Consider the following 23,670-nt stretch of genomic DNA (forward strand, 5'->3'; position numbering starts at 1 on the left):
TGTAGTGTCGTAGCGGCCATCACACCGAGCGACCACGGAGGCGGCCGATGAGCAGCGAATCGACGACGACCCCTGCCCAGCAGATAGCCGCGGGGTACGCGACCACAGGGGCAACACTCGATCTCGGCTCGGTCGTCATCGATGGCGCGGTCGATCCGGCGGCGCAGGTCCGCATCCCGCTTGCCATGATGAACCGCCACGGCCTGGTCGCCGGGGCAACCGGCACCGGTAAGACCAAGACGCTGCAGGTGATCGCCGAACAGTTGTCGGTTGCCGGGGTACCGGTGATGATGGCCGACGTCAAAGGTGACCTGTCCGGTTTGTCGCGGCCGGGGGAGTCCAGTGACCGCACCCTGCAGCGCGCCAAGGACACCGGCGACGGCGGCTGGGTGGGCGCGCCGTTCCCCGTCGAGTTCCTTTCGCTGGGCACCGGCGGCATCGGCGTCCCGGTGCGCGCCACGATTTCGGCGTTTGGGCCCATCCTGCTGTCAAAGGTGTTGGGGCTCAATGCCACTCAGGAGTCCACGCTCGGACTGATTTTCCACTGGGCCGACCAGCAAGGGCTGCCGTTGCTGGACCTGAAAGATCTGCGGTCGGTGATCACCTACCTGACCAGTGACGAGGGCAAGGAGACTCTGAAGACCATCGGCGGGGTGTCCGCCCAGACTGCGGGTGTCATTCTGCGTGCACTGGTCAACCTCGAGGCCGAGGGCGGTGACACCTTCTTCGGGGAGCCCGAGATCGACCCCGCCGATCTGCTGCGCGTCGATGCGCAGGGCCGGGGTGTGATCACCCTGCTCGAGCTCGGCGACCAGGCCGCGCGGCCGGTGATGTTCTCGACATTCCTGATGTGGGTGCTCGCTGATCTGTTCACCTACCTGCCGGAGGTCGGTGACGTCGACAAGCCCAAGCTGGTGTTCTTCTTCGACGAGGCGCATCTGTTGTTCACCGATGCGTCCAAAGCGTTCCTGCAGCAGGTCGAGCAGACGGTCAAACTGATCCGCTCCAAGGGTGTCGGGGTGTTCTTCTGCACCCAGCTTCCCACCGATGTGCCCAACAACGTGCTGTCGCAACTGGGTGCCCGCATCCAGCACGCGCTGCGGGCGTTCACACCGGATGACCAGAAGGCGCTGTCGAAGACGGTGCGCACGTATCCCAAGACCCAGTTCTACGATCTGGAAACGGATTTGACGTCATTGGGCATCGGCGAGGCCATCGTCACGGTGCTCTCCGAGCGCGGCGCTCCGACTCCGGTGGCGTGGACTCGGCTGCGTCCGCCGCACTCGCTGATGGACACCATCGGCCCCGACGCGATCAAGGCTGCGGCGCAGTCGAGTCCGCTGTTCGCCAAGTACGGCCAGACCGTCGACCGCGAATCTGCCTACGAGATGCTGGCGACGAAACTCGCGCCGCCGCCTCAGGAGCCCGTCGACCTGCCGCCGCTACTGCCCACCGGAATCGACCTGCCGCCGATGCCCAAGCCGCAGAAGGCCGAGCCCGGCGTGCTCGATCAGGTGATGAACAGCCCGGCTTTCAAGAGTGCGATGCGTTCGGCGGGCACCGTGATCGGACGCGAGATCACCCGAAGCATCTTCGGGACCGGCCGCCGGAGGCGCTAGGCGCCGAGATCGACGCCAGCGTGACGGTTACTCGATCTTGTCCACGCTCACGTCGATCTCGATGAAGAGCTGCCGCGCGGATAGGCCGAGGCGCGCGCCGAGAGCGCGAGAGCGCGAGGAAGCTACTCGCCGCCCAGCTTCTTGTAGACCGCACCGACGATGGGCGTGACGATCGAGCGCGGCGCGTACCCCGCCGCCACCGACATCGCCTTGGACGTCAGCCCGGGCACCACCCGCATCTTGTTGTGCTCCAAGCCATCCAGCGAGATCCGTGCCGTGTACTCGGTGTTGATCCACAGGAAGTCGGGGATCAGCCGCTCCACGAGTGACTGCTCGGCCTCGTCGGGCAGCTCGGTGCGCACCGGCCCCGGCGCCAGCACGGTCACGTGCACTCCGGCACCCTTCAGTTCGCCGCGCAGCGACTCACTGAACGTGTTCGCGAACGCCTTGGTCGCGGCGTAGGTGGCGTTGTTCGGGATCGGCGAGTTACCGGCGGCCGAGCCCGAGATCAGGATGCCGCCGGCCTTGCGGGCGACCATCCGCGGCAGCACCGCGAGCACCAGATCGTGCACACCGAGAACGTTGAGCTGGACCTGTGCTCGCTCGGCCGCCGGATCGAGTTTCGCAACGGGTCCGAAAGTAGCGGTGCCCGCATTGGCGCACAGAATCGAGATCTCGCGGCCGGCCAGCTCGTCGGCGAACGCGGCCCGCGCGTCGGGATCTGCGAGATCGACCGCGCGCACCTCGACGTTGACGCGGTAGCGCTCGGTGAGTCGCGCGGCCAGCTCGGCCAGCACCTCGCCGCGGCGCGCGGTGATGATCAGGTGGTGGCCGCGGGCGGCGAGTTCGGTGGCCAGCGCCTCACCGATGCCTTGCGAGGCACCGGTGACGACGGCTCTGCTGTCCGGAGAGGGTGCGGGTACTGGCATGCGGCAATCGTAGGGGGCTCAGGTTCCGGTGGGCAGGAGCGCTAGCGACTCGGGGAGTGGATAGGGTGGCCCGCATGACCAGGCCCCCGTCGGTTGCCCAGACCGCCGGGCGGTCGAAAGTCGTGGCGTGGGCGCTGTGGGACTGCGGTTCCACCGGCATGAACGCCATCGTCGCGACATTCGTTTTCGCCGTGTACCTGACCAGCACGGTCGGTCAGGGCCTGCCGGGCGACACCTCCCCGGCGAGCTGGCTGGGGAGGGCGCTGGCACTCGCCGGCCTCACCGTCGCGGTTCTCGCGCCGCTCACCGGCGTGCTGGTTCAGGCACCGCAGCGGCGTCGCGCCGCCCTCATGCTGCTGACGGGATTGGCGGTGCTGTCGACGACGGCGATGAGCCTGATCCGCGCGGAGCCCGCCTACTTCGCTATGGGTCTGGTGCTGTTGGCGTTCACCGCGGCGTGCGGCGACCTGGCCAGCGTGCCGTACAACGCGATGCTGCGGCAGCTCACCACCCCGCAGACGTCCGGGCGCATCTCCGGAATCGGAGCGGCGGCCGGATACTTCGGCAGCGTCCTGCTGCTGATGATCATCTACGTCGCGTTCATCGCAGGCTCCGGACCGGACCGGGGCCTGCTCGGCATCCCGGTCGCGGACGGCCAGAACGTGCGCGCGGCGATGCTGATGGCCGCCGCCTGGTTCGTCGTCCTCGCGTTGCCGTTGGTGATCACCGCTCACACCCTCGCCCCGGCTGTCGATCTGGAGCCGGTGCCGCCCGGTCAGGCCGGTGGTTACCGCGGCCTGTGGAACGATCTGCGCTCCGAGTGGCGCCGCGACCGCAACCTGGTCTACTACCTGGTCGTCAGCGCGATCTTCCGCGACGGCATCGCCGGCGTCTTCGCCTTCGGCGCGGTCCTCGGCGTCAGCGTCTACGGCATCTCGCCGTCCAACGTGCTGATCTTCGGGGTGATCGCCAGCACCATGGCCGCGCTCGGCGCGGTGCTCGCCGGGCCCGTCGATGACCGGATCGGCGGCAAACCGGTAATCGTCGCCTCGCTGACGTTGATGATCGTCGTCGCCCTGACGCTGTTGTCGCTGTCGGGGCCTGTCGTGTTCTGGATCTGCGGCCTGCTGTTGGCGCTGTGCGTCGGACCGGTCACCACGTCCGCGCGCACAGTGCTGTTGCGGATGGTCAGCGACGGTAAGGAAGCCGTCGCGTTCGGGCTTTACACCACCACCGGACGGGCGGCGTCGTTCCTGGCGCCGTGGCTGTTCTTCGTTTTCGTCGACGCCTTCCACGCTGACCGTGCCGGGCTCGGCGGGTTGTCCGTGGTGCTCGCGGTTGGTCTGCTGGGCATGCTGCTGGTGAAGGTGCCCAACAACCGGGCGGGTTAGCCTGCTCCGGTGCAGATCGTCAGGCCGCGCCCGGTGCGTTGGCGAACCTGTGAGCCGTTCACCGACACGCTGCAGGTCACGTCACGCCCGACGTTGACCACCGCGACGCTGGCGGAGGTCCGCGCCGGCGACGACAGGCTGACTTCCTTGCTCCACGGCAGCAGCACGTTGAACTCGGTCTGCATGACGCCGCCGGTGTCGACGTAGGTGATGTTGATCGCGCGGCCGTCACCGGAGACGGTGTAGACGACGGTGTCGGTGCCCGTCGGGCTGGTGGTGTCGGTGGGTGGCGGCGCCGCGGTACCCGGTGCGCCGCTGGTCGTCGGCAGCGTGGGCGATGTCGTCGACGGCACCAGGGTGGTGGCCCGCGGCGCGGTCGTGGTCTCCGACAGCGGTGGCAGCGGCGCCACCACGGTGGACTCCCTGGCCGAGCTGGTCACGATCACCAGGGCGATCACCAGTCCCACCACCAGCAGCACCGCGACCGCGGCGGCGATCCACAACCACTTCGGCGACTTGGGTGGGCCCGGTGGCGGCGTGGGTGGCTCGCTGGGCGGATAGCCGCCGCCTTGATGCCAATAGGACGGCAGCTGTTCGGTGGGCTGCATCGTCGGCGGCACGCCGCCCTGCCCATAACCGGGGCTGCCGTAACCGGGTCCGTAATACTGACCGGAGTAGGCGGGATCGGTGCTCGGCGGATAACCATTGCCGGCCGACTGCGTCGGGTCAGACCACTCTGGTCGACGCGGATCGTTCATTCCCACCTCATGCGTGCAGGCTACCTGCGAGTGGCAGCGCGGGGTTGAATGCCTGTTGCTCAGCACCGTGTTTACCACCGGTGGGCGACGTGGAACGTGTTACTCCGGTAAGAGGAACCAAAGAAAGTGAGGTGGCGTGGAACCCGACGTGCGCGCGACGTATGGCGCATCCCTGTCGCCGGACGCGACGGCATTCGCCCATATCGTCGACGACGGCGGATATCCGCGCGCCGTCCAGCGTTTCCTGCGGGGCTGGCGGGCAAGTTCGTCCCGGGACGTGGAATTGCCGGTGGAGGGGCCGGTGACCAAGGTCATCCATTCCGCTGACGGGCACTGGTTGGCGTGCCAGGTCGCCCCCGAGGGCAGCACCCGGAGCCAGATCTGGGTGGTCACCACCGACCCCGACGACCGGATGGCCCGCCGCATCGACGGGATGGGCTTCGACGGGATGGCCGGCACAGCCGAGCTGATCGCCTGGGACGGCACCCGGGTGTGTGCGATTCTGACCGGCGAGGACGGCGTCGGCCAGTCCAGCCTGATCGACCCGGCCGACGGCGGCGTGACGGTGCTGGATCGGCGCTCGGGTGGCCGTCTGGTGGACGCCTGGGCCGGGTCAGCGTTGATCCGGGTCGGTCCGCGCGGCTATCGCGAGCTGATCATGCTGACCGGTCCGACTGAAATCGCTTTGCTGCCTTCAGATCCCGGCTCGTCCACGGACATGGGCGTGATCTTGGACGATCATCATCCTCGGCGGCTGCGCTCTGGGCCGGACGGTGAGCACACCACGCTGTATCACCCGGCCTACACCTACGGGCCTGATTTCGTCGACGGCTACGTGCGCGCCTTGATCCGCAGCGACAACGGCTCGGACAACAGCCGTCTGCTCGAGGTCACGGTCACCCCTGACGGCGTCGCCTATCACGTGGTCGCCGAGCGCCGGGGCCACGACCTCGACGAGTTCGTGGTCAGCGATGACCTGTCGACTGTCGCGCTGTTGTGGAACATCAACGGCTGCAGCGAATTACAGATCCTGGAATATGTCGACTACACGATGTCCGAGCCGATCCCGCTGCCGAATCTGGTGGGGAGTGAACTGTCCATCAGTGCGGGCGGATCGATGGTCGCTATGACGATCCAGGGTGCCGATCTGCCGCGCACCGTCGAACTGGTCGATCCCCGGTCGCGGGAATGGGAGCGCATCGATCGCAAGCCCAGCATCGGTCCGGTGTCGGACCGGCCGAGGCTGCATTTCGTCACCGCACGAGACGGGCGTTCCTTGACGGGCTGGTTGTATTGCCCGCCGCCCGCCGTCGAGCAGACCGGCATGATGATCTACCTGCATGGCGGGCCGGAGGGTCAGGCCCGGCCCTCGCACAGCGAAATCTTCCCGGGCTTGCTCGACGAAGGGATCGCGGTGTTCACGCCGAACGTCCGGGGTTCGGGTGGGCAGGGCCGGGAATTCGTGCACGCCGACGACAAGGACAAGCGGTTCGCCGCGATCGACGACGTGGCCGACTGCGCGCATTACCTTGCTGAGCGTGGTCTGGCCGATCCCACGCGAATCGCCTGCGCGGGTTGGTCTTACGGCGGCTACCTCACGATGGCGGCGCTGGCGTTCCATCCCGATCTGTTCGTCGCGGGCGTCAGCATTTGCGGGATGAGCGATCTGGGGACGTTCTATCGCACCACCGAGCCGTGGATCGCGGCGGCGTCCTATGCCGAATACGGGCACCCCATCGCCGATCGCGACCTCCTCGACCAGCTCTCGCCGCTGCAGCGGGTGGACAAGTTGACTGCACCGTTGCTGCTGGTGCACGGCGGCACCGACACCAACGTTCCGGTCAGCGAGTCCGAGCAAATGGTCGAGGCGTTGCGTGCCCGTGGCCGCACCGTGCGCTATCTGCTCTTCGCCGACGACGGCCACGAGATCGTCAAACGTGAGAATCACGCCGCATTGGCTCGAGCCGTCGCGGATTGGCTGGCCATGGCGTTTGAGCGCAGCCAAATTCGGAAGGTTTAGGAAACTTTCGGGCGGGTAAACCCTTGTCCGCCAAGTCCTGCGGACCATCAAGGAGGCCAACCATGCGAGGCCGCGGAATCATAGGCGTGATCGTAATCGTGTGGCTGCTGATCGGAGTTTTCGCTACCTGGCAGCGCGGTTACTTCTCGAATAGTGAAACCAACTGCGCTACTGCGGGGTCCATCGCTCTGACGGTGGTTGCGGGACCGCTCAATTACGGCGGAGTCAATCCCAAGGTTGCCAGCTGCAACCTGCCGCAGCCTAGTCAGTAGTGGCGAAAACAGTTCAGCACGTGAGCATCTGGAGGAAGAAATGATCATTCTCGGAGCAATTCTGCTCATCTTGGGTTTCGTCCTGAAGATCCAGATTCTGTGGACCATCGGGATCATTCTGCTGGTGATCGGCGCGGTGTTGTGGCTGCTCGGCGCAGTCGGCCGTCCGGTCGGCGGCAGACGTTCGTGGTACTAGCCCGAGCTGCGGGCGTGACGGTCGGCTGACGCTAGCGCCGCGACCGTCATCGCCCGGAGGACATCGCGTGAACGCCCCTGGTCGGCTCCCCGTGCCGCCAGGGGCTTCATGCTGTGTGGGGTCGAGTTGAGCAGTCCGAACACCGCGTGCGCCATCAACCGGGCGTCAGCCTCCGCGGTGTCTGGATGGACCTGGCGTAGCACCTCGACCCAGACCTCGACATAGCTGCGCTGCGCCCGGCGCACCTGCCGCTGGGCGGAGGGCGGCAGGTGTGCGAGATCGCGATCCTGGATGCGGATCAGGTCCGACTCGCCGAGTGCGAAGTCGAGGTGGAATTCGATGAGACCGGCGAGCGCGGCTTCCGGCGCGGCAGCCCCGTCGACGACGGCCCGAGCGCCGGCCAGAAGTCGCGTGCTGATACCGACCAGGAGTTCGACCAGGAGGGCTTCCTTGTTGGGGAAGTGCCGGTAGACGGCAGGCCCGCTCACTCCCGCCGCGGCGCCGATGTCCTCGATCCGCACGGTCTGGAAGCCCTTGTCCGCCATCAGCCGCTCCGCGGCCACCAGCAGGGCGGACCGACGATCCGATTTCTGCCTGCTTCGACGGGTCGACGTGTCGATGGGGACCCTCCTGGAATGGCTCTGGACGTTTCGGTTAATCTTCACTAACGTTACATCAGTTAGTCGTCATTAACTCAATTCGCGACGGGACATCGACGATGGCATCGCCCAACCGTGAAGCGCATCTGCAGCTGGTCGAGCAGTTGCGCGACAAGCTGGCCACCGCGGCGCTCGGCGGGCCCGAACGCGCCCGCGAACGGCATGTCGCCCGTGGCAAGCTGCTGCCGCGCGACCGAGTCGACGGACTACTGGATCCCGGCTCCGCGCTGCTCGAGGTTGCTCCCCTGGCCGCCGACGGTATGTATGACGACGACTGCCCCGCGGCCGGGATCATCACCGGTATCGGCCGGGTCTCCGGGCGGGAGTGCATGGTCGTCGCCAACGACGCGACGGTGAAAGGCGGCACCTACTACCCGGTGACGGTCAAGAAGCACCTGCGCGCGCAGGAGATCGCGCTGCAGAACCGCCTGCCGTGCATCTACCTCGTGGATTCCGGCGGCGCGTTCCTGCCCCGCCAGGACGAGGTGTTTCCCGATCGCGACCATTTCGGCCGGATTTTCTTCAATCAGGCGACCATGAGTGCGGCCGGTATCCCGCAGATCGCCGCCGTGCTCGGCAGCTGTACCGCCGGTGGCGCCTACGTTCCCGCGATGAGTGATGAGGCGGTGATCGTCCGCAACCAGGGCACGATCTTCTTGGGCGGCCCGCCGCTGGTGAAGGCAGCCACCGGCGAGGTGGTGACCGCTGAAGAACTCGGCGGCGGCGACCTGCACTCCAAGACCTCCGGCGTGACCGACCACCTCGCCCACGACGACCGGGACGCGCTGCGCATCGTGCGTCGCATCGTCGCCACCCTGGGTCCGCGTGAGCCGCGACCATGGGATGTGCGTCCCCCCATCGCGCCGATCGCCGACCAGCACGAGCTCTACGACGTCGTCCCTGTCGACGCGAGGGTGCCCTACGACGTGCACGAGGTGATCACCCGAATTATCGACGGCGGCGAATTCAGTGAATTCAAAGCGGAATACGGCACCACGCTGGTCACCGGATTCGCGCACATCCACGGCCATCCGGTCGGCATCGTCGCAAACAACGGTGTCCTGTTCGGCGAATCCGCTCTCAAGGGAGCACATTTCATCGAACTGTGCGACAAGCGGATGGTGCCGCTGCTGTTCCTGCAGAACATCACCGGCTTCATGGTCGGGCGAGACTACGAGGCCGGCGGTATCGCCAAGCACGGCGCGAAGATGGTGACGGCGGTGGCCTGCGCCCGCGTGCCCAAGCTGACCGTCGTGATCGGCGGCTCCTACGGCGCGGGGAACTATTCGATGTGCGGGCGGGCCTACTCGCCGCGGTTCCTCTGGATGTGGCCGAACGCCCGGATCTCGGTGATGGGTGGCGAGCAGGCCGCCTCGGTGCTGGCCACGGTGCGCGGTGACATGACGCCCGAGGAATCCGAGGCCTTCAAGGCGCCGATCCGCGACCAGTACGAACATCAGGGCAACCCGTACTACTCGACAGCACGGCTGTGGGACGACGGCGTCATCGATCCTGCCGATACCAGAACTGTTCTGGGACTGGCACTCTCGGTGACCGCCAACGCTCCCGTCGAGTCCGTGTCCTACGGCGTCTTCAGGATGTGACGATGTTCAACACTGTGCTTGTCGCCAACCGTGGCGAGATCGCTGTGCGGGTCATCCGCACCTGCAAGGCGATGGGCATCCGTTCGGTGGCCGTCTACAGCGACGCCGACGCCGGTGCCCGCCACGTCACCGTGGCCGACACCGCCGTCCGTATCGGACCCCCACCGGCCCGGCAGAGCTACCTCGACATCCAGGCTGTCGTCGACGCGGCGCTGCGTACCGGAGCCCAGGCCGTCCATCCCGGATACGGCTTCCTTTCGGAGAACTCCGAATTCGCGGCGGCGCTGGAACAGGCGGGGCTTGCGTTCATCGGGCCGCCGTCGGCCGCGATCCGCACCATGGGCGACAAGATCGCCGCCAAGGCGACGGTCTCGAAGTTCGGGGTCCCTGTGGTGCCGGGTATCGCCCGGCCCGGCCTGACCGACGCCGAACTCATCGACGCCGCCGGCGACATCGGATTCCCGATCCTGGTCAAGCCATCCGCCGGCGGTGGCGGCAAAGGCATGCGACGCGTCGACGACGTTGCCGACCTGCCGGCGGCACTCGCGGCCGCGCGGCGGGAATCCGCGGCGGCCTTCGGCGACGACACGCTGTTCCTGGAGCGGTTCGTGTTGCGGCCCCGGCACATCGAAGTCCAGGTGCTTGCCGACAGCTTCGGCAACGTCGTGCACTTCGGTGAGCGCGAGTGCAGCCTGCAGCGCCGCCATCAGAAGGTCATCGAGGAGGCGCCGTCGCCGCTGCTGGACCCGCAGACTCGCGCCCGGATCGGCGCGGCGGCCTGTGACACCGCCCGCAGCGTCGACTACATCGGCGCGGGCACCGTCGAGTTCATCGTCTCCGCCGACAGGCCCGACGAATTCTTCTTCATGGAGATGAACACCCGACTGCAGGTGGAGCATCCGGTCACCGAGATGGTCACCGGGTACGACCTTGTCGAGTGGCAGGTGCGCGTTGCGGCAGGGGAGAAGCTGCCCTTCACCTCCGACGACATCACGCTGACCGGGCACGCCATCGAAGCGCGCGTGTACGCCGAAGACCCGGGGGCGGGCTTCCTGCCCACCGGTGGGCAGGTGCTGGGATTGCTCGAACCGTCCGGCGACGAGGTTCGGGTGGATTCCGGTCTTGCCCAAGGGATAACGATCGGCAGTGACTACGACCCGATGCTGTCGAAAGTCATCGCCCATGGCACCGACCGCGCGGCCGCACTGCGCACCCTAGACCGGGCGTTGTCGCAGACGGCGGTACTCGGTGTGGGAACCAACGTCGAGTTCCTGCGTTTCCTGCTGGCCGACGATGACGTGGCCGCGGGCCGGCTCGACACCGGCCTGATCGACCGGACCACGTTCGTGCCCGCACCGGCCGGCGATGACGCGTTCATCGCCGCGGCGGCCTTCCGCTGGCTGAAACGCTGGCCGTCGGCGCCGGCGGATCCGTGGGATGTGCCGTCGGGCTGGCGGATCGGCGCACCCGCACCCACCGGCATTCGGCTCCGATCCGGCGACCGCACCGACCACGTCCACATCACCGGAGTTCCTGCCGAGGCTGTCGCCCGCATCGAGGATGGCGAAAGCCATTCACTGTCAGCCCGATTGGATGGGGACCACCTTGCCGTCACCATCGACGGCATTCGCAGGCTGTACACCGTGGCTGTCGACGGCGATCAGATCTGGCTGGCCGGCGGCGGCCGCTCACTGGTGCTGGAGGAAGTGCGCGAGGCGCCGGTCCGCCCGGACGATGAGCACAGTGGTGACGCTGAGCTCGTCAGCCCGATGCCCGGATCGGTTGTGGCGGTCGGTGTTTCCAACGGAGACGACGTCACCGCGGGCACGGTGGTGGTCGCCGTCGAGGCGATGAAGATGGAGCATTCGCTCACCGCGCCGGTCGACGGGATTGTCGAACTCCATGTCGCCGTCGGCGATCAGGTCAAAGTGGGGCAGCTGCTGGCCAAGGTCACAGCCAGAGAAGAGAAAGCACAATCATGACTGACTTCCTGTCCACGGGAACACTTCCCGACGAGTACGCGCAGCTCGCCAAGACGGTGCGCGACTTCGCCCAGACCGTCGTGGCCCCCGTGGCGGCTGAACACGATGCGCAGCACACGTTCCCGTACGAAGTCGTGGCGGGGATGGCCGAGATGGGTTTGTTCGGTCTGCCGTTCCCCGAGGAGTACGGCGGCATGGGCGGGGATTATTTCGCTCTGTGCCTGGCATTGGAGGAACTCGGCAAGGTCGACCAGAGCGTCGCGATCACGCTGGAGGCCGGAGTCTCGCTGGGCGCGATGCCGGTCTACCGATTCGGCAACGAGGCGCAGAAGCAGGAGTGGTTGCCGCAGCTGACCAGCGGACAGGCCCTTGGCGCGTTCGGGCTGACCGAGGCGGGCGGTGGCACCGACGCCGGCGCCACCAAGACGACCGCGCGCCTGGACGACGGGCACTGGGTGATCAATGGCACCAAGCAGTTCATCACCAATTCGGGCACCGACATCACCCGACTGGTGACCGTCACCGCGGTCACCGGTGTCTCCGGCGACAACCGCGAGATCTCCTCGATCCTGGTGCCGGTGCCCACTGCCGGTTTCACCGCCGAGCCGGCCTACGACAAGGTCGGCTGGAATGCCTCCGACACTCACCCGCTGACCTTCGACGACGTTCGGGTGCCGGAGGAGAACCTGCTCGGTGAACGGGGCCGCGGTTACGCCAACTTCCTGCGGATCCTCGACGAGGGCCGGATCGCGATCGCCGCGTTGTCGGTGGGTGCGGCGCAGGGCTGTGTCGACGAGAGCGTGAAGTACGCGCGCGAGCGGGCTGCCTTCGGCCAGCCGATCGGGAAGTTTCAGGCCATCGAGTTCAAGATCGCCCGGATGGAGGCCCGCGCGCATGCGGCCCGCGCCGCCTACTACGACGCGGCGGCGCTGATGCTGGCCGGTAGGCCGTTCAAGAAGGAGGCGGCGATCGCCAAGCTGGTCGCCAGTGAGGCGGCGATGGACAACGCCCGCGACGCAACCCAAATCCACGGCGGCTACGGTTTCATGAACGAATACCCGGTCGCCCGGCATTACCGGGACAGCAAGATCCTCGAGATCGGGGAAGGGACAACCGAAGTGCAGCTGATGGTCATCGCCCGGCAGATGGGAATGTAGTGAGCGAGTCGCCCGAGGAGAAGGTCGTCGTTCAGCGCGGCCTGTGGTACGAGGAGTTCGAACTCGGGGTGCGCTACGTGCACGCCCCCGGGCGCACCATCACCGAGGCCGACAACGTCCTGTTCACCACGCTGACGATGAACACCCAGGCGCTGCACCTGGATGCGGCGTTCGCCGACTCTCTGCCGCCGTTCAACCAGCGGCTGGTGAACTCGATGTTCACGCTGTCCACGTTGGTCGGCTTGTCGGTCACGCAGCTGACGCAGGGCACTATCGTCGGCAACCTCGGTTTCTCCGACATCGCCTTCCCGAAGCCGCTTTTCCACGGCGACACGATGTACGCCGAGACCGTCGTCACCGACAAACGCGAATCCAAGAGCCGCCCCGGAGAGGGCATCGTCACGTTCGCGCACACCGCACGCAATCAGCACGGTGACATCGTCGCCACCGCCAGCCGCAAGACCATGGTCCGAAAGAAGCCAACCTGATGGCACTCGACAATCCAGGACCGGCCTGGCTGTTCTGCCCCGCCGACCGTCCCGAGCGGTTCGAAAAGGCCGCCGCCACAGCCGATGTCGTGATCCTCGACCTCGAAGACGGGGTCGCCGGCAGAGACCGTGAGGCCGCGCGTGAAGCGCTGGTGTCCACCCAGCTCGATCCCGAGCGCACGGTTGTCCGGGTCAATCCCGTGACCACGCCAGATCATCCGCTCGATCTTGAAGCGCTGGCCCGCACGCCGTACACCACGGTGATGCTGGCGAAGACCGAGTCCGCCGAGCAGGTCGCCGCGCTGGCTCCGCTGGATGTCGTGGCGCTGATCGAAACCCCGCTGGGTGCGCTCAACGTCGGCGAGTCCAGCCGGCCCGACAACGCATTCGCCGTCATGTGGGGTGCCGAGGACTTGTTCGCCGTCCTCGGTGGCACCGCCAACCGCTATCCCGACGGCTCGTACCGCGAAGTCGCACGGCACGTGCGGTCGCAGAGCTTGCTGGCGGCCAAGGCATACGGCCGCCTCGCGCTGGATTCGGTGTACCTCGACATCAAGGACCTCGACGGCCTCGCGGCCGAGGTGGACGACGCGGTGGCTGTCGGTTTCGACGCGAAAGTGGCCATCCATCCTAGCCAGATCCCGGTGATCAGGAAGGGCTACCTTCCTAGCGCTGAGCAGGTAGCTTGGGCGCGACACGTGCTCGAGGCGGCCCGCGATGAACGCGGTGTCTTCCAATTCGAGGGCATAATGGTGGATGCCCCGGTGCTTCGGCGAGCAGAGCGCATAGTCCAGCTAGCGCCCGACCCCGGCCGCTAGCTGGAGCCTGCTACAACAGGTTTGCTCCGAACGCCTCCGCACCGGTAGAGGAGGCGGTTATGGATCAGCCGGTTCAACTCATCGGGCCCGACGGAACAGCGACGGCCGAAAGCCGATATCGCCGTGATCTGGCGCCGGAAACCCTCGCGTGGCTCTACGAGAATCTTGTTGTCGCGCGCGATCTCGACGTCGAGTTCGTCAATCTGCAGCGCCAGGGCGAATTGGCGCTGTACGCGTCGTGCCGGGGCCAAGAGGCCGCACAGATCGGCGCGGCAGCGGCACTGCGGAAAACCGACTGGCTGTTTCCGCAATTCCGCGAACTCGGTGTCTTCCTGATTCGCGGGATCCCGCCCGCCAACGTTGCCGCTCTCTGGCGCGGTGCCTGGCACGGCGGGCTGGATTTCACCGGCAAGTGCTGCGCACCCGTCGCCATTCCCATCGCCACCCACACCGTGCACGCCGTGGGCGCAGCGATGGCTGCCCAACGGCTGGGCGAGGATTCAGTGACGGTGGCATTCCTCGGCGACGGCGCCACCAGTGAAGGTGACACGCACGAGGCGATGAACCTGGCTGCCGTCGAGAAAGCGCCGTGTGTCTTCTACATCCAGAACAATCAGTGGGCCATTTCGGTTCCGGCGAGTCGTCAATATGCGGTGCCCACCCTCGCGCACCGCGCGGCCGGCTACGGAATGCCCGGAATCCGGGTGGACGGCAACGACATCCTGGCCTGCTTCGCGGTGATGAGTGAAGCAGCCGAACGGGCACGGGCCGGGGATGGACCCACAGTCATCGAAGCCGTCACCTACCGGATGGAACCCCACACCACCTCCGACGACGCCACCCGATACCGGAGCGCCGAGGAGATCGCCTACTGGTCGGCCCGGGATCCGATCGTCCGATACCGCACCTATCTCCAACACCGCGAGATCCTCACCGAGCGGATCGAGCAGCGGGTGCATGCGCGGTCGGCGCGGCTGCGGACCGAACTCCGCGATGCGGTGGTGGGCGCCCCGGATCCGGACGTGAACGAGCTCTTCGACCACGTGTACGCCGAGATCACCCCCGAATTATCCGCGCAGCGAGAACAATTGCGCGCCGAACTGGCGGGACGTGCACGATGACCCAGATCATCGAACGTCCGCCGATGCGGGGCGACGGCACACCGGAACCTGACGGCCCGATCTTGACCGAACTGCCCACTGTCAGCACCCTGACCATGGCGCAGGCGATCAACCGCGCCCTGCATGACGCGATGGCAGGCGATGACCGGGTACTGGTGTTCGGTGAAGACGTAGCCGACCTGGGTGGAGTCTTCCGAATCACCGAGGGTCTGGCCGAAACCTTCGGAACCCAGCGATGTTTCGACACACCCCTGGCCGAGTCGGCGATCATCGGTATCGCTATCGGCCTGGCGATCCGCGGGTTCGTACCAGTCCCGGAGATCCAGTTCGACGGGTTCTCCTACCCGGCATTCGACCAGGTGGTCAGCCACCTCGCCAAGTACCGTAACCGCACCCGCGGCCAGGTCGACATGCCGGTCACCGTTCGGATCCCGTCGTTCGGCGGCATCGGCGCCGTCGAGCATCACTCGGAGTCCACCGAATCCTATTGGGTGCACACGGCGGGCCTGAAAGTTGTTGTGCCGTCGACTCCGTCGGACGCCTACTGGCTGCTCCGGCATGCCATCGCCGCCCGCGATCCGGTGATCTACCTCGAACCGAAGCGGCGGTACTGGGGCCGCGAGGCGGTGGACCTCGCTGTGCCGGGGCCGCCGATAGGCAAGGCCGTGATCCGTCGACCCGGCGATGACGTCACGGTGCTCACGTACGGCGGGCTGGTCGGCACCGCGGTGAACGCGGCCGAGATTGCCGACTGCAGCGTCGAAGTGATCGACCTGCGCTCGCTGAGCCCCCTGGACTTCGACACGGTGACCGCGTCGATCCGCAAGACCGGCCGCGCGATCGTCATGCACGAGGGACCCCGCACACTGGGCTTCGGAGCCGAGCTGGCCGCGCGGATCTCCGAGGAACTGTTCTACGAACTCGAGTCGCCGGTGCTGCGCGCCACCGGATTCGACACTCCGTACCCGCCGGCGCGATTGGAGAAGCTCTGGCTGCCGGGAGTGGACCGGTTGCTCGACTGCATTGAGAAAGCGATGCGACGGCCATGAGCGACTTCCTGGTGCCCGACCTGGGGGAGGGCCTCGAGGATGCGACGATCACCAGTTGGGCCGTCGCCGTCGGGGATGTTGTCGAACTCAACCAGACCCTATGCACCGTCGAGACCAACAAAGCCGAAGTCGAGATCCCCAGTCCATATGCCGGGCGGGTCGCCGAACTCGGTGGTGAAGAGGGCGAAACCCTTTGTGTGGGAACACTGTTGGTGCGCATCGAGACCGGGGAGCGCACGCCGGTTCTGGTCGGCTACGGCATCGACGAAGGCATGGACCGCAGCCGGCGGGCGCGTGCGGCCCCGAAAACGCGTAAGTTGGCCGCCGACCTCGCGGTGGACTTGAACGGGCTGCGGCCGGGATCAGGGGCCGACGGCGTGATCACCCCCGAGGACGTGCTCGACGCGGCCGGGACTGTCTCACACAGCATTCCGGTGCGCGGTGTGCACGCCCGGATGGCCGCCCACATGTCGTTGTCCCGCAGCCGGATTCCCGACGCGCACGCCAGCGTCCAAGTGGACGGCACGGCGCTGCTGCGCCTCCGTGACCAGCTCGAAGTGACGCCGTTCGTTCTGACGTTGCGGTTACTGATGATCGCGCTCGGGCGCCATCCCATGCTCAACGCCACCTGGGTGGAAGCCGAAGCGGGACCGGAGATCCGGTTGCACCCCGACGTTCGGCTGGGTGTCGCAGTGGCCACCGAGCGGGGTCTGGTGGTTCCGGTCGTCGACACCCGTGGACGTTCAACCCGGCAGTTGGCCGTCGCTGTCGACGAGTTGGTCGAGCGGGCGAGGGCGGGCACTTTGGCGCCAGCTCAGCTCAGCGGCTCGACGTTCACCGTGTCGAACTTCGGAGCGCTGGGCCTCGATGACGGGGTTCCGGTGATCAACTACCCGGAGGCGGCGATCCTCGGAATGGGCTCACTGAAGCCGCGGGCCGTAGTCGTCGACGGCGCGGTAGTAGCCCGGCCGACCATGACGCTCACGTGTGCGTTCGATCATCGCGTCGCCGATGGGGCGCAGGCCGCCGCATTCCTGACCGATCTGCGCGGACTCATCGAATCCCCGGAGACCGCGCTACTCGATCTGTAAGCCGTTGACGCCGAGCGTGTGGGTAGTCGTCGACGAATCGACCGTTCAGCAACGACAAATCGCACGCTCGACGTCAGGCGTGGGCGTGAAACTCCCACGGCGCGGTGGGCAATACGTCGCCGGTCTCCAACAGCGTTTTGAGATTGGCGAACACCGTCGGCCAGCCCAGCCCGACCGACTCCCGGTCCGCGGGAGACTGGAAATTCGTATGAGTCACAGTCAATTTGACGATGTCGCGGAAGGGCTCGATCTCGAACGTGACGATGCTTTCCGCGGCGGTCGGATCGTCGCTGGGCTCACCGAAGCCGAAGACCAGTCGGCGCGGCGGATCGACTTCCATCACGGTGCCGGCGACGTCGACGATGCCGGACCCGTCGGACCGGACATGCTCGACGCGGCCGCCGACCTGCCACTCCGAGACTTGCGCATGACCCCAGAACTTCGCGGTGAGCTCGGCGTCGGTGAGGGCATGCCACACCTGTTCCGCGCTGGCGTGGATGTAGGTGGTGTAGACGTAATCGGGGATGGTGTCTGACATTGCGCTCTCCTCCGCGTACTGCTTGATCGTGGCCAGGGCCGCCAGCCGAGGCTCTTCGAACTTCCAGATCCAGCGGGTCTGGAGTTGGTGGATCGGTACCGCATTCAGGTAGTGGAGCTTGCGGCGGCCATCGCGCACCGACGTCACGAGGTTCGCGCTCTCGAGAACCTCGAGGTGCTGGCTGACCGACTGCCTGCGCATGTCGAGCCCTTCGCAGAGCTCGCCGAGTGTCAGCCCGGCACGCTCATGAAGCATGTCGAGCAGCCGTCGCCGGCCGGGGTCGGCCAACGCCTTGAAGACCGCGTCCGCGTCCACGGTCGAATTATGCAGGCGATTGCCTGCCTATTGCAACAGGGCAGCTCAGCGCCGCTGCGCGGCGGCCAGTCTGGCCTTGAACTCCGGCGATTCGATGGAGGTGGCCTGCGGGCCCAGCTCGATGTCCTTGGCCGCCTCGTGGTGGTCGGTGTCGAGGAAGCCGGGGATGGCGGTTGCGCGCATCGACGCCTTCGTGGACAGCACGACCTCCCGCGGTGCGGCTGCAGGCCCAGCGGCCAGCTCGAGCGCAGCCGCGACGGGATCCTCGGCGACGGTCAGCGCAAGACCATGCCGCACCGCGGCCTCGGCGTCGAAGCGCATACCGAACAGGAGCGCCGCACGAGCGACCTGCGGGCCGACCGCACGCTGCAGCATCCAGGTCGCCCCGCCGCCGGGATGGATACCGAGCTTCTGGAACCGGGGATCGAACAATGCGTGCGGCCCCGCGATGCGGACGTCTGCTGCCAGCGCCAGATTCAGCCCGGCACCCACGGCCGCGCCGTTGACCGCCGCGATGGTCGGCAGTGTGCACCGGCCGACAGCCATGAAGCCGGCGTAGATGCGCTCGAGCCCTTCCTTGGCAGCTGCGCCGAGGGCGGACAGGTCCGCGCCCGCGCAGAAAGCCTTACCCGCGCCCGTGACCACCACGGCGTGAGCCTCGGCCTCGGCCGCCTCGACGGCATCGCGCAGCTGCTGTGACATCGCGTCGGTGACGGCGTTACGCCGGTCGGGATCGTTGACGGTGATCAGCGCGACGCGATCGACGACCTGATAAAGGACCAGGTCAGACATTGCAAGTCTCCATCTTGGGGAGGCTAGCAGTTAGGGTCGGATCATCATGGCGGCCCCGCATCAGCAACCTGTCCGGATAGCCGTCTTGGGTCCGGTCCGGGCCTGGCACAATTCGACGCCGGCTGATGTGGGCGGACCACGCCAGCGGTCCCTGCTCGCGCGACTGGCGCTGGCCAATGGCCAGGTGGTGTCGGTCGACCGACTCATCGAGGATCTCTGGCACGGCGAGCCCCCGCCGAAAGCACTGTCCGCACTTCAGGCCTACGTCTCGCATCTGCGGCGGGTACTCGAACCGGACCGCGCGCGGCGGGCCCCGGCCGAAGTCATCGTCAGCGCCGCCCCCGGTTATCGGCTGGCGCTGCCCGCTGATTCCGTCGACGCGTGGTGGTTCGACGAGCAGGTCCGCACCGCGGAGGCCGAACCCGACCCGACGCCGCGCGTTGATCTCCTCAACGACGCCCTCGAGCAATGGGCCGGTGAACCCTACGCCGAGGTGTCCGACGCTGCCTGGGCTATCGCCGAGATCGCCCGCCTCGCGGAATTGCGGCTCGCTGCAATCGAATTGCGGGCATCGGCCCAGCTGGCGCTGGGCCACCAGAGTGCCGTGATCGGCGCGCTGGAACCAGTGGTCCTCGAACACCCCACCAGAGAGGGGGCGGCCGCCATCCTGGCCACCGCGCTGTACCGGGCTGGTCGGCAGGCCGCCGCATTGGCGGTGTTGCGCAGTACCCGCGATCATCTCGCCGGCGAACTGGGACTCGAACCGGGGCGGGCGCTGCGCGATCTCGAACGCGACATCCTCAGCCACGCCGCGCATCTCGATGACGATCAACCGGCGGCCCTGTCGCTCCCGCACGCGCAGGAACACGTGCCGAATATCGCCGAACCCTCAGCGCCCCATGGGCGTTCCCGCGAATTGACGGCGATCGACGCTGCCGCCCGCGATGCCCGCCTCGGCGGCAGCCGCCTGGTGTGGGTCGGCGGCGAGGCGGGGGCCGGAAAGACCACTGTCACAGGCGCAGCCGCGGCTCGGTTGCGCGCCGCCGGGTGGACGGTCGCGGCCGGACGATGCCCTGAGGTCGACGGCGCGCCGCCGGGGTGGGCCTGGACGGAAGTGCTGCGGCACTTCAGCGATTCCTTCGCCGCTGCCGATCAACGTCACATCCGCGCCCTCGCCCCACTGCTGCACGAGGGCGACGCGGATGACCAAAGTACTTTCTGGACAGCGCATGCCGTCGCGGATGTGATCGGCCGCTCCGCCACCGTCCAACCGGTCGCGGTGCTCCTGGACGATCTACACCGAACGGACGGCCTCACCCTGGAACTGCTGCGGTTGGTCGTCCACGAATTGCAGGACCGACCGGCCCTGGTCGTGGCCACCTACCGGCCGTCGGAGTCGGGAACCGAACTGGCGGCGGCACGAGCGGCGCTCGCTGTGCGCACGGTCGCGCACCTCAGCATCGGCGGTTTGGGGGCGGAGGCGACGGCGGCTCTCGCCGCCGACTGCGGCTTGACCGATCTCACCGAGAACGAGTTGCGGTTGTTGTACGACCGCACCGGCGGCAACCCGCTCTTCGTGCGGGAACTCGCGCGGCTGATGATGTCGGAGGGACTCGATACCGCTCGGGTTGCGGTGCCGACCGGGGTGGGGGATGTGCTGCGGCGCAGACTCGTTCGTCTTCCCGGTGTGACGGTGACCGCCCTGCGTCAGGCCGCTGTGCTCGGCCGGGACATCGACGTCGATCTGCTCGCCAAACTCGCCCAACGCGATCCCGACGATGTGCTCGAGGCGCTCGAACCGGCCGTGCTGGTCGGTCTGCTGGAGGAGCCCGGTCCGGGTCAGGTCCGATTCGCGCACGCACTAGTGCGCGACACGCTGTACGAAGACACGTCCCTGCTGCGGCGCTCTCGTCTACACGCGGCCGTGCTGGACCTGCTGCTGGCCCGGTCGACGGATCCAGCAGCACTGGCCTATCACGCGGTCGCGGCCGCGACACCGGCCAGCGCGGCGGCCGCCGCCGAACTGGCGATGGCCGCAGGCCGCGACGCGGACCGGGTTGGCGCCCCTGCCGAGGCCTCCCGGCAATGGCAGGCCGCAGTCCGGATGCTGGAGCTGGCGAACCGCGCGGAGGCCGGGCCGCCGGATGTCGATCGAATCATCGAGGCCTACTGCGGCTGGGTGGCCGCAGCGGCTCGGGTCGGTGATGTGGTCGCCGCCCGCGAGGCTCTGAAAGAGGCGCTGCCGCTTGCCGATGGGTCCGACGAACGCGCCGCCCGGGTTTTGACGGCGTGGGATGCGCCGTTGATCTGGCGGGTGCGGATCAGCGATCACGCCGACGCCGATATCGTAGGCCCGCTGCAACGGGTGCTCCGCGGTGAGCTGCCGCCTGCGGTCCGGGTGCGGCTGCTCACCACGTTGTTCGCCGAGTTGGAGGGCGCCGACCATGACGCCGCGCTCGCCGCGAGCGCTGAGGCGCTCACGTTGGCGCGCGGGCTGTACCAACGAGATCCGCAGGCGAACGGCCGCCTGCTGTGTGCGGCGCTCAATGCTCGTGCCTATGCCGCGCTTGGTCCGGATCTGGCCCACGAGCGCGAGCGGCTGACCGACGAATTCCTTTCCGTCGCAGAGGCATCCGCCGCCGTCGACTACCAGGCCGTCGCGCACTGGCTGGCGTTCCTCACCGCGGCCGGCCGCTCCGATCTGGTTGCCGCCCTTGACCATGTCGACCTTGCGGTCGCCCGAGCCGGCACCGGCCAGCTAGCGCCGCTGCTGACCGTGTTGGAGGTGTTCACCGCTCAGCTGAGCGTGCTGGCCGGCCGGATCGACGACGGCGAGCGCCGCTACGTCGCGGCCGCCCGCCGGTTGGCCGAGCAGGGCACGGCCAACGGCGCGCAGATGGGGTTGGTCGGCCGGTTCACCGCCGGTCTGGCCCGGGGGGAACTGGCGCCGCTGGCCGACGACCTGCTTGCCGTGCATACCTACGTCTCGACATCCATCGCCGATGGCGCCGTGCTGGCACTGATCAGCGCCGGCATTGAGGGCGAGGCCCGGCGGATCTGGGCGAACCAACAGCCGGTCGAGCGGTCCTACTACTGGCTGGCCATGACGACACTGCGGGCGCACGCCGCCGTCGCGCTCGGTGACGCTGCCGCCGCGACCCGGTGTGCTGAAGAACTGCAACCGTTTTCGGGCCGGATGGCGGGACTGGACAACGGCAGCCTGCTGGCCGGCCCGGTCGATGATGCGCTGGGCGCCGTCGCCGAACTGCTGGGCGACGACGGCGCCGCGCAACGGTACCGGGACGACGCCGCCGCACTGCGGACTCAGCTTGCGGCCGAGGCGGCCCGGCTGGTCGACCGAGTCAGCCGCTGAACACCTCGTTCTCGAATCTCCGGTGCCGCCTGGCCAATACGGCCAAGAGCAGACGGAGAACAGGGCTGACTTCTTTGGCCACGGCCGCCCGTTCGTCGTCGGTGGCCGCCCCCACCGTTCGTGGCCCGTCGAACGTCAGCCGCCCCGTCCGCTGTGCCATCTTCTCCACGACCTGCCAATCGGCCACCGACACATGCCGGCGGATCACCGGGAAGATGTCGCGTTCCTCCTCGGCGATGTGCTCAGTGAGCAGGTTGCGCAGATCGGCCAGCTCGGCGCCCAGCAGCGCGGCGGTGCGGCGATCACCCCCGGCGACCCGGAACGCGTTCGCCCGATGCGTGATGATCTCCAGACGCGGATCCAGCGCGGCGTGGTCGTCGGTCAGCTCGGTCAGGTCGACGATGTCTTTCGCGCAGGCGTCGATCACCGGCCACAGCACGGTGTCCTCGACCGTGTGGTGGTGGTGGATGGATTCGCAGAGCAAGTCGGTGTAGCGGGCGATCGCCTGGGCGCGCCGGGTCGAGCAGCGCTGCCGGCCCTCGCCGATGTCGGTCACCGTGGCGGCCAGACGCCCGACGTCGGTGAGCATCGCCCGGTGCGCCAGCGTGATGCCGATCAGGTCGGGCTCGGGGTCATGCGGCTGGCGGGGGGTGACGGTGACGGGCTGTGGTGTTTTCATGCGACGACCATGGCCGGTCGCACTTGTAAGACACTTGCGATCGACTTGCGGTCCGTCGAGGGACATTGTTTACACCGCCGAAATGTTCACCCGCGCGATCGGCTGCCGGTTACGTTTCAATGAATCCGCCAGACCGGCCATCAGAAGGGAACCACAGTTGGCAACGATCAACGCCGAGCCCTTCCCGCTCGATATCGACATCGCGAGCACCGCGCTGGTGATCATCGACATGCAGCGCGACTTCGTGCTGCCCGGCGGATTCGGCGAGGCGCTGGGCAACGACACCTCACTGCTGTTGGCTGCCGTTGAACCGATCGAGCGGGTACTGGCCCAGGCTCGCAAGATCGGCATGCTGGTCATCCACACCCGGGAGGGGCACCGCCCCGACCTGACCGACTGCCCGCCGGCCAAGCTGCACCGCGGCGGCAAGACGTTCATCGGCGAACCCGGGCCCATGGGCCGCATCCTGGTCCGCGGCGAGCAGGGCCACGACATCATCGACCAGCTGTATCCCATCGACGGCGAACCGGTGATCGACAAACCCGGCAAGGGCAGCTTCCACGCCACCGACCTCGGCCAGATCCTGGCTGACCGCGGCATCAAGACTCTGGTGGTCTGCGGGGTGACCACCGAGGTCTGCGTCCACACCACCGTTCGCGAAGCCAACGACCGCGGGTTTGAATGCCTGGTGCTCAGCGACTGCGTGGCGTCGTATTTTCCGGAGTTCCAGCGGGTGGCGCTCGAGATGATCAAGGCGCAGGGTGCCATCTTCGGGTGGGTGGCCGACGCCGACGAGTTCATCGCGGCGACCTCCTGACG

21 protein-coding genes are annotated in these 23,670 nt (G+C 67.4%); 15 read left to right on the forward strand and 6 right to left on the reverse strand.

Annotated elements, in window-relative coordinates:
* Positions 1 to 47 precede the first annotated feature (47 nt).
* Complete coding sequence (locus Y900_RS20685) at positions 48 to 1,619, forward strand: helicase HerA-like domain-containing protein (protein ID WP_036344237.1); 1,572 nt, start codon at positions 48 to 50, stop codon at positions 1,617 to 1,619.
* Positions 1,620 to 1,741: 122 nt separating this feature from the next.
* On the opposite strand, the gene cmrA is transcribed toward Y900_RS20685, so the two are convergent.
* Positions 1,742 to 2,548: a mycolate reductase gene (gene cmrA, locus Y900_RS20690; RefSeq protein ID WP_036344238.1), complete on the reverse strand. Its 807-nt coding sequence runs from the start codon at positions 2,546 to 2,548 to the stop codon at positions 1,742 to 1,744.
* A 74-nt stretch (positions 2,549 to 2,622) separates the two neighbouring features.
* On the opposite strand from cmrA, the gene Y900_RS20695 reads away from it, so the two are divergent.
* The gene (locus Y900_RS20695) at positions 2,623 to 3,939 is read left to right on the forward strand and encodes an MFS transporter (protein WP_036344239.1); all 1,317 of its coding nucleotides are present in this window, start codon (positions 2,623 to 2,625) and stop codon (positions 3,937 to 3,939) included.
* On the opposite strand, the gene Y900_RS20700 is transcribed toward Y900_RS20695, so the two are convergent.
* Complete coding sequence (locus tag Y900_RS20700) at positions 3,936 to 4,697, reverse strand: MmpS family transport accessory protein (protein WP_036344240.1); 762 nt, start codon at positions 4,695 to 4,697, stop codon at positions 3,936 to 3,938. The two genes, Y900_RS20695 and Y900_RS20700, sit on opposite strands and share 4 nt — an antisense overlap.
* A gap of 136 nt (positions 4,698 to 4,833) precedes the next feature.
* Between Y900_RS20700 and Y900_RS20705 the strand changes: the two genes are divergently transcribed.
* The 3 genes from Y900_RS20705 to Y900_RS32800 all read left to right on the forward strand — a co-directional run bounded on the left by Y900_RS20705 (position 4,834) and on the right by Y900_RS32800 (position 7,185).
* Positions 4,834 to 6,717 (forward strand): alpha/beta hydrolase family protein, encoded by a 1,884-nt coding sequence (locus Y900_RS20705; protein ID WP_036344241.1) that lies wholly within the window; start codon positions 4,834 to 4,836, stop codon positions 6,715 to 6,717.
* A gap of 62 nt (positions 6,718 to 6,779) precedes the next feature.
* The gene (locus tag Y900_RS31045) at positions 6,780 to 6,989 is read left to right on the forward strand and encodes a hypothetical protein (protein ID WP_081845180.1); all 210 of its coding nucleotides are present in this window, start codon (positions 6,780 to 6,782) and stop codon (positions 6,987 to 6,989) included.
* Between the two features lie 40 nt (positions 6,990 to 7,029).
* Positions 7,030 to 7,185, forward strand: a complete 156-nt coding sequence (locus Y900_RS32800) for a DUF6131 family protein (RefSeq protein ID WP_165760857.1) — start codon at positions 7,030 to 7,032, stop codon at positions 7,183 to 7,185.
* Here Y900_RS32800 and Y900_RS20710 read toward each other — a convergent pair.
* Positions 7,182 to 7,805: an SACE_7040 family transcriptional regulator gene (locus Y900_RS20710; protein WP_036347393.1), complete on the reverse strand. Its 624-nt coding sequence runs from the start codon at positions 7,803 to 7,805 to the stop codon at positions 7,182 to 7,184. The genes Y900_RS32800 and Y900_RS20710 overlap by 4 nt on opposite strands.
* 98 nt (positions 7,806 to 7,903) lie before the next feature.
* On the opposite strand from Y900_RS20710, the gene Y900_RS20715 reads away from it, so the two are divergent.
* From Y900_RS20715 to Y900_RS20750, 8 genes are read left to right on the forward strand one after another with little or no spacing between them, the layout of a single operon-like run.
* Entirely contained in the window at positions 7,904 to 9,448 is a 1,545-nt protein-coding gene (locus tag Y900_RS20715; protein ID WP_036344243.1) for a carboxyl transferase domain-containing protein, read from the forward strand.
* 2 nt (positions 9,449 to 9,450) lie between these two features.
* On the forward strand, positions 9,451 to 11,430 hold the full coding sequence (locus tag Y900_RS20720) for an ATP-binding protein (protein ID WP_036344244.1): 1,980 nt from the start codon (positions 9,451 to 9,453) through the stop codon (positions 11,428 to 11,430).
* Positions 11,427 to 12,587: an acyl-CoA dehydrogenase family protein gene (locus Y900_RS20725; RefSeq protein WP_036344245.1), complete on the forward strand. Its 1,161-nt coding sequence runs from the start codon at positions 11,427 to 11,429 to the stop codon at positions 12,585 to 12,587. Before Y900_RS20720 ends, Y900_RS20725 begins: the two co-directional genes overlap by 4 nt.
* On the forward strand, positions 12,587 to 13,075 hold the full coding sequence (locus Y900_RS20730; RefSeq protein WP_036344246.1) for a MaoC family dehydratase: 489 nt from the start codon (positions 12,587 to 12,589) through the stop codon (positions 13,073 to 13,075). Before Y900_RS20725 ends, Y900_RS20730 begins: the two co-directional genes overlap by 1 nt.
* Positions 13,075 to 13,893, forward strand: coding sequence for an HpcH/HpaI aldolase/citrate lyase family protein (locus Y900_RS20735; protein WP_036344247.1), 819 nt, complete (start codon positions 13,075 to 13,077; stop codon positions 13,891 to 13,893). The genes Y900_RS20730 and Y900_RS20735 overlap by 1 nt, the downstream gene beginning before the upstream one ends.
* Positions 13,894 to 13,952: 59 nt before the next feature.
* A complete protein-coding gene (pdhA, locus tag Y900_RS20740) occupies positions 13,953 to 15,014 on the forward strand; it encodes a pyruvate dehydrogenase (acetyl-transferring) E1 component subunit alpha (RefSeq protein ID WP_036344248.1) in 1,062 nt (353 codons plus the stop codon).
* On the forward strand, positions 15,011 to 16,063 hold the full coding sequence (locus Y900_RS20745; RefSeq protein ID WP_036344249.1) for an alpha-ketoacid dehydrogenase subunit beta: 1,053 nt from the start codon (positions 15,011 to 15,013) through the stop codon (positions 16,061 to 16,063). Before pdhA ends, Y900_RS20745 begins: the two co-directional genes overlap by 4 nt.
* On the forward strand, positions 16,060 to 17,154 hold the full coding sequence (locus Y900_RS20750) for a dihydrolipoamide acetyltransferase family protein (protein WP_036344251.1): 1,095 nt from the start codon (positions 16,060 to 16,062) through the stop codon (positions 17,152 to 17,154). The genes Y900_RS20745 and Y900_RS20750 overlap by 4 nt, the downstream gene beginning before the upstream one ends.
* A gap of 73 nt (positions 17,155 to 17,227) precedes the next feature.
* Here the strand turns inward: Y900_RS20750 and Y900_RS20755 are convergent, their stop codons facing one another.
* Both Y900_RS20755 and Y900_RS20760 read right to left on the reverse strand, forming a co-directional pair.
* Positions 17,228 to 18,007 carry an ArsR/SmtB family transcription factor gene (locus Y900_RS20755; protein WP_036344252.1) on the reverse strand — a complete coding sequence of 260 codons (780 nt, stop codon included), beginning with the start codon at positions 18,005 to 18,007 and terminating at the stop codon, positions 17,228 to 17,230.
* A 45-nt stretch (positions 18,008 to 18,052) separates the two neighbouring features.
* Positions 18,053 to 18,799: an enoyl-CoA hydratase gene (locus Y900_RS20760; protein ID WP_036344253.1), complete on the reverse strand. Its 747-nt coding sequence runs from the start codon at positions 18,797 to 18,799 to the stop codon at positions 18,053 to 18,055.
* A 46-nt stretch (positions 18,800 to 18,845) separates the two neighbouring features.
* Between Y900_RS20760 and Y900_RS20765 the strand changes: the two genes are divergently transcribed.
* Complete coding sequence (locus tag Y900_RS20765; protein ID WP_036344254.1) at positions 18,846 to 22,172, forward strand: ATP-binding protein; 3,327 nt, start codon at positions 18,846 to 18,848, stop codon at positions 22,170 to 22,172.
* Here the strand turns inward: Y900_RS20765 and Y900_RS20770 are convergent.
* Entirely contained in the window at positions 22,162 to 22,851 is a 690-nt protein-coding gene (locus Y900_RS20770; protein WP_036344256.1) for a hemerythrin domain-containing protein, read from the reverse strand. The two genes, Y900_RS20765 and Y900_RS20770, sit on opposite strands and share 11 nt — an antisense overlap.
* Before the next feature lie 157 nt (positions 22,852 to 23,008).
* On the opposite strand from Y900_RS20770, the gene Y900_RS20775 reads away from it, so the two are divergent.
* Complete coding sequence (locus Y900_RS20775; RefSeq protein ID WP_036347395.1) at positions 23,009 to 23,668, forward strand: cysteine hydrolase family protein; 660 nt, start codon at positions 23,009 to 23,011, stop codon at positions 23,666 to 23,668.
* The last annotated feature ends 2 nt before the right edge of the window (positions 23,669 to 23,670 follow it).

The sequence above is a fragment of the Mycolicibacterium aromaticivorans JS19b1 = JCM 16368 genome (assembly GCF_000559085.1).
GTDB lineage: Bacteria > Actinomycetota > Actinomycetes > Mycobacteriales > Mycobacteriaceae > Mycobacterium > Mycobacterium aromaticivorans.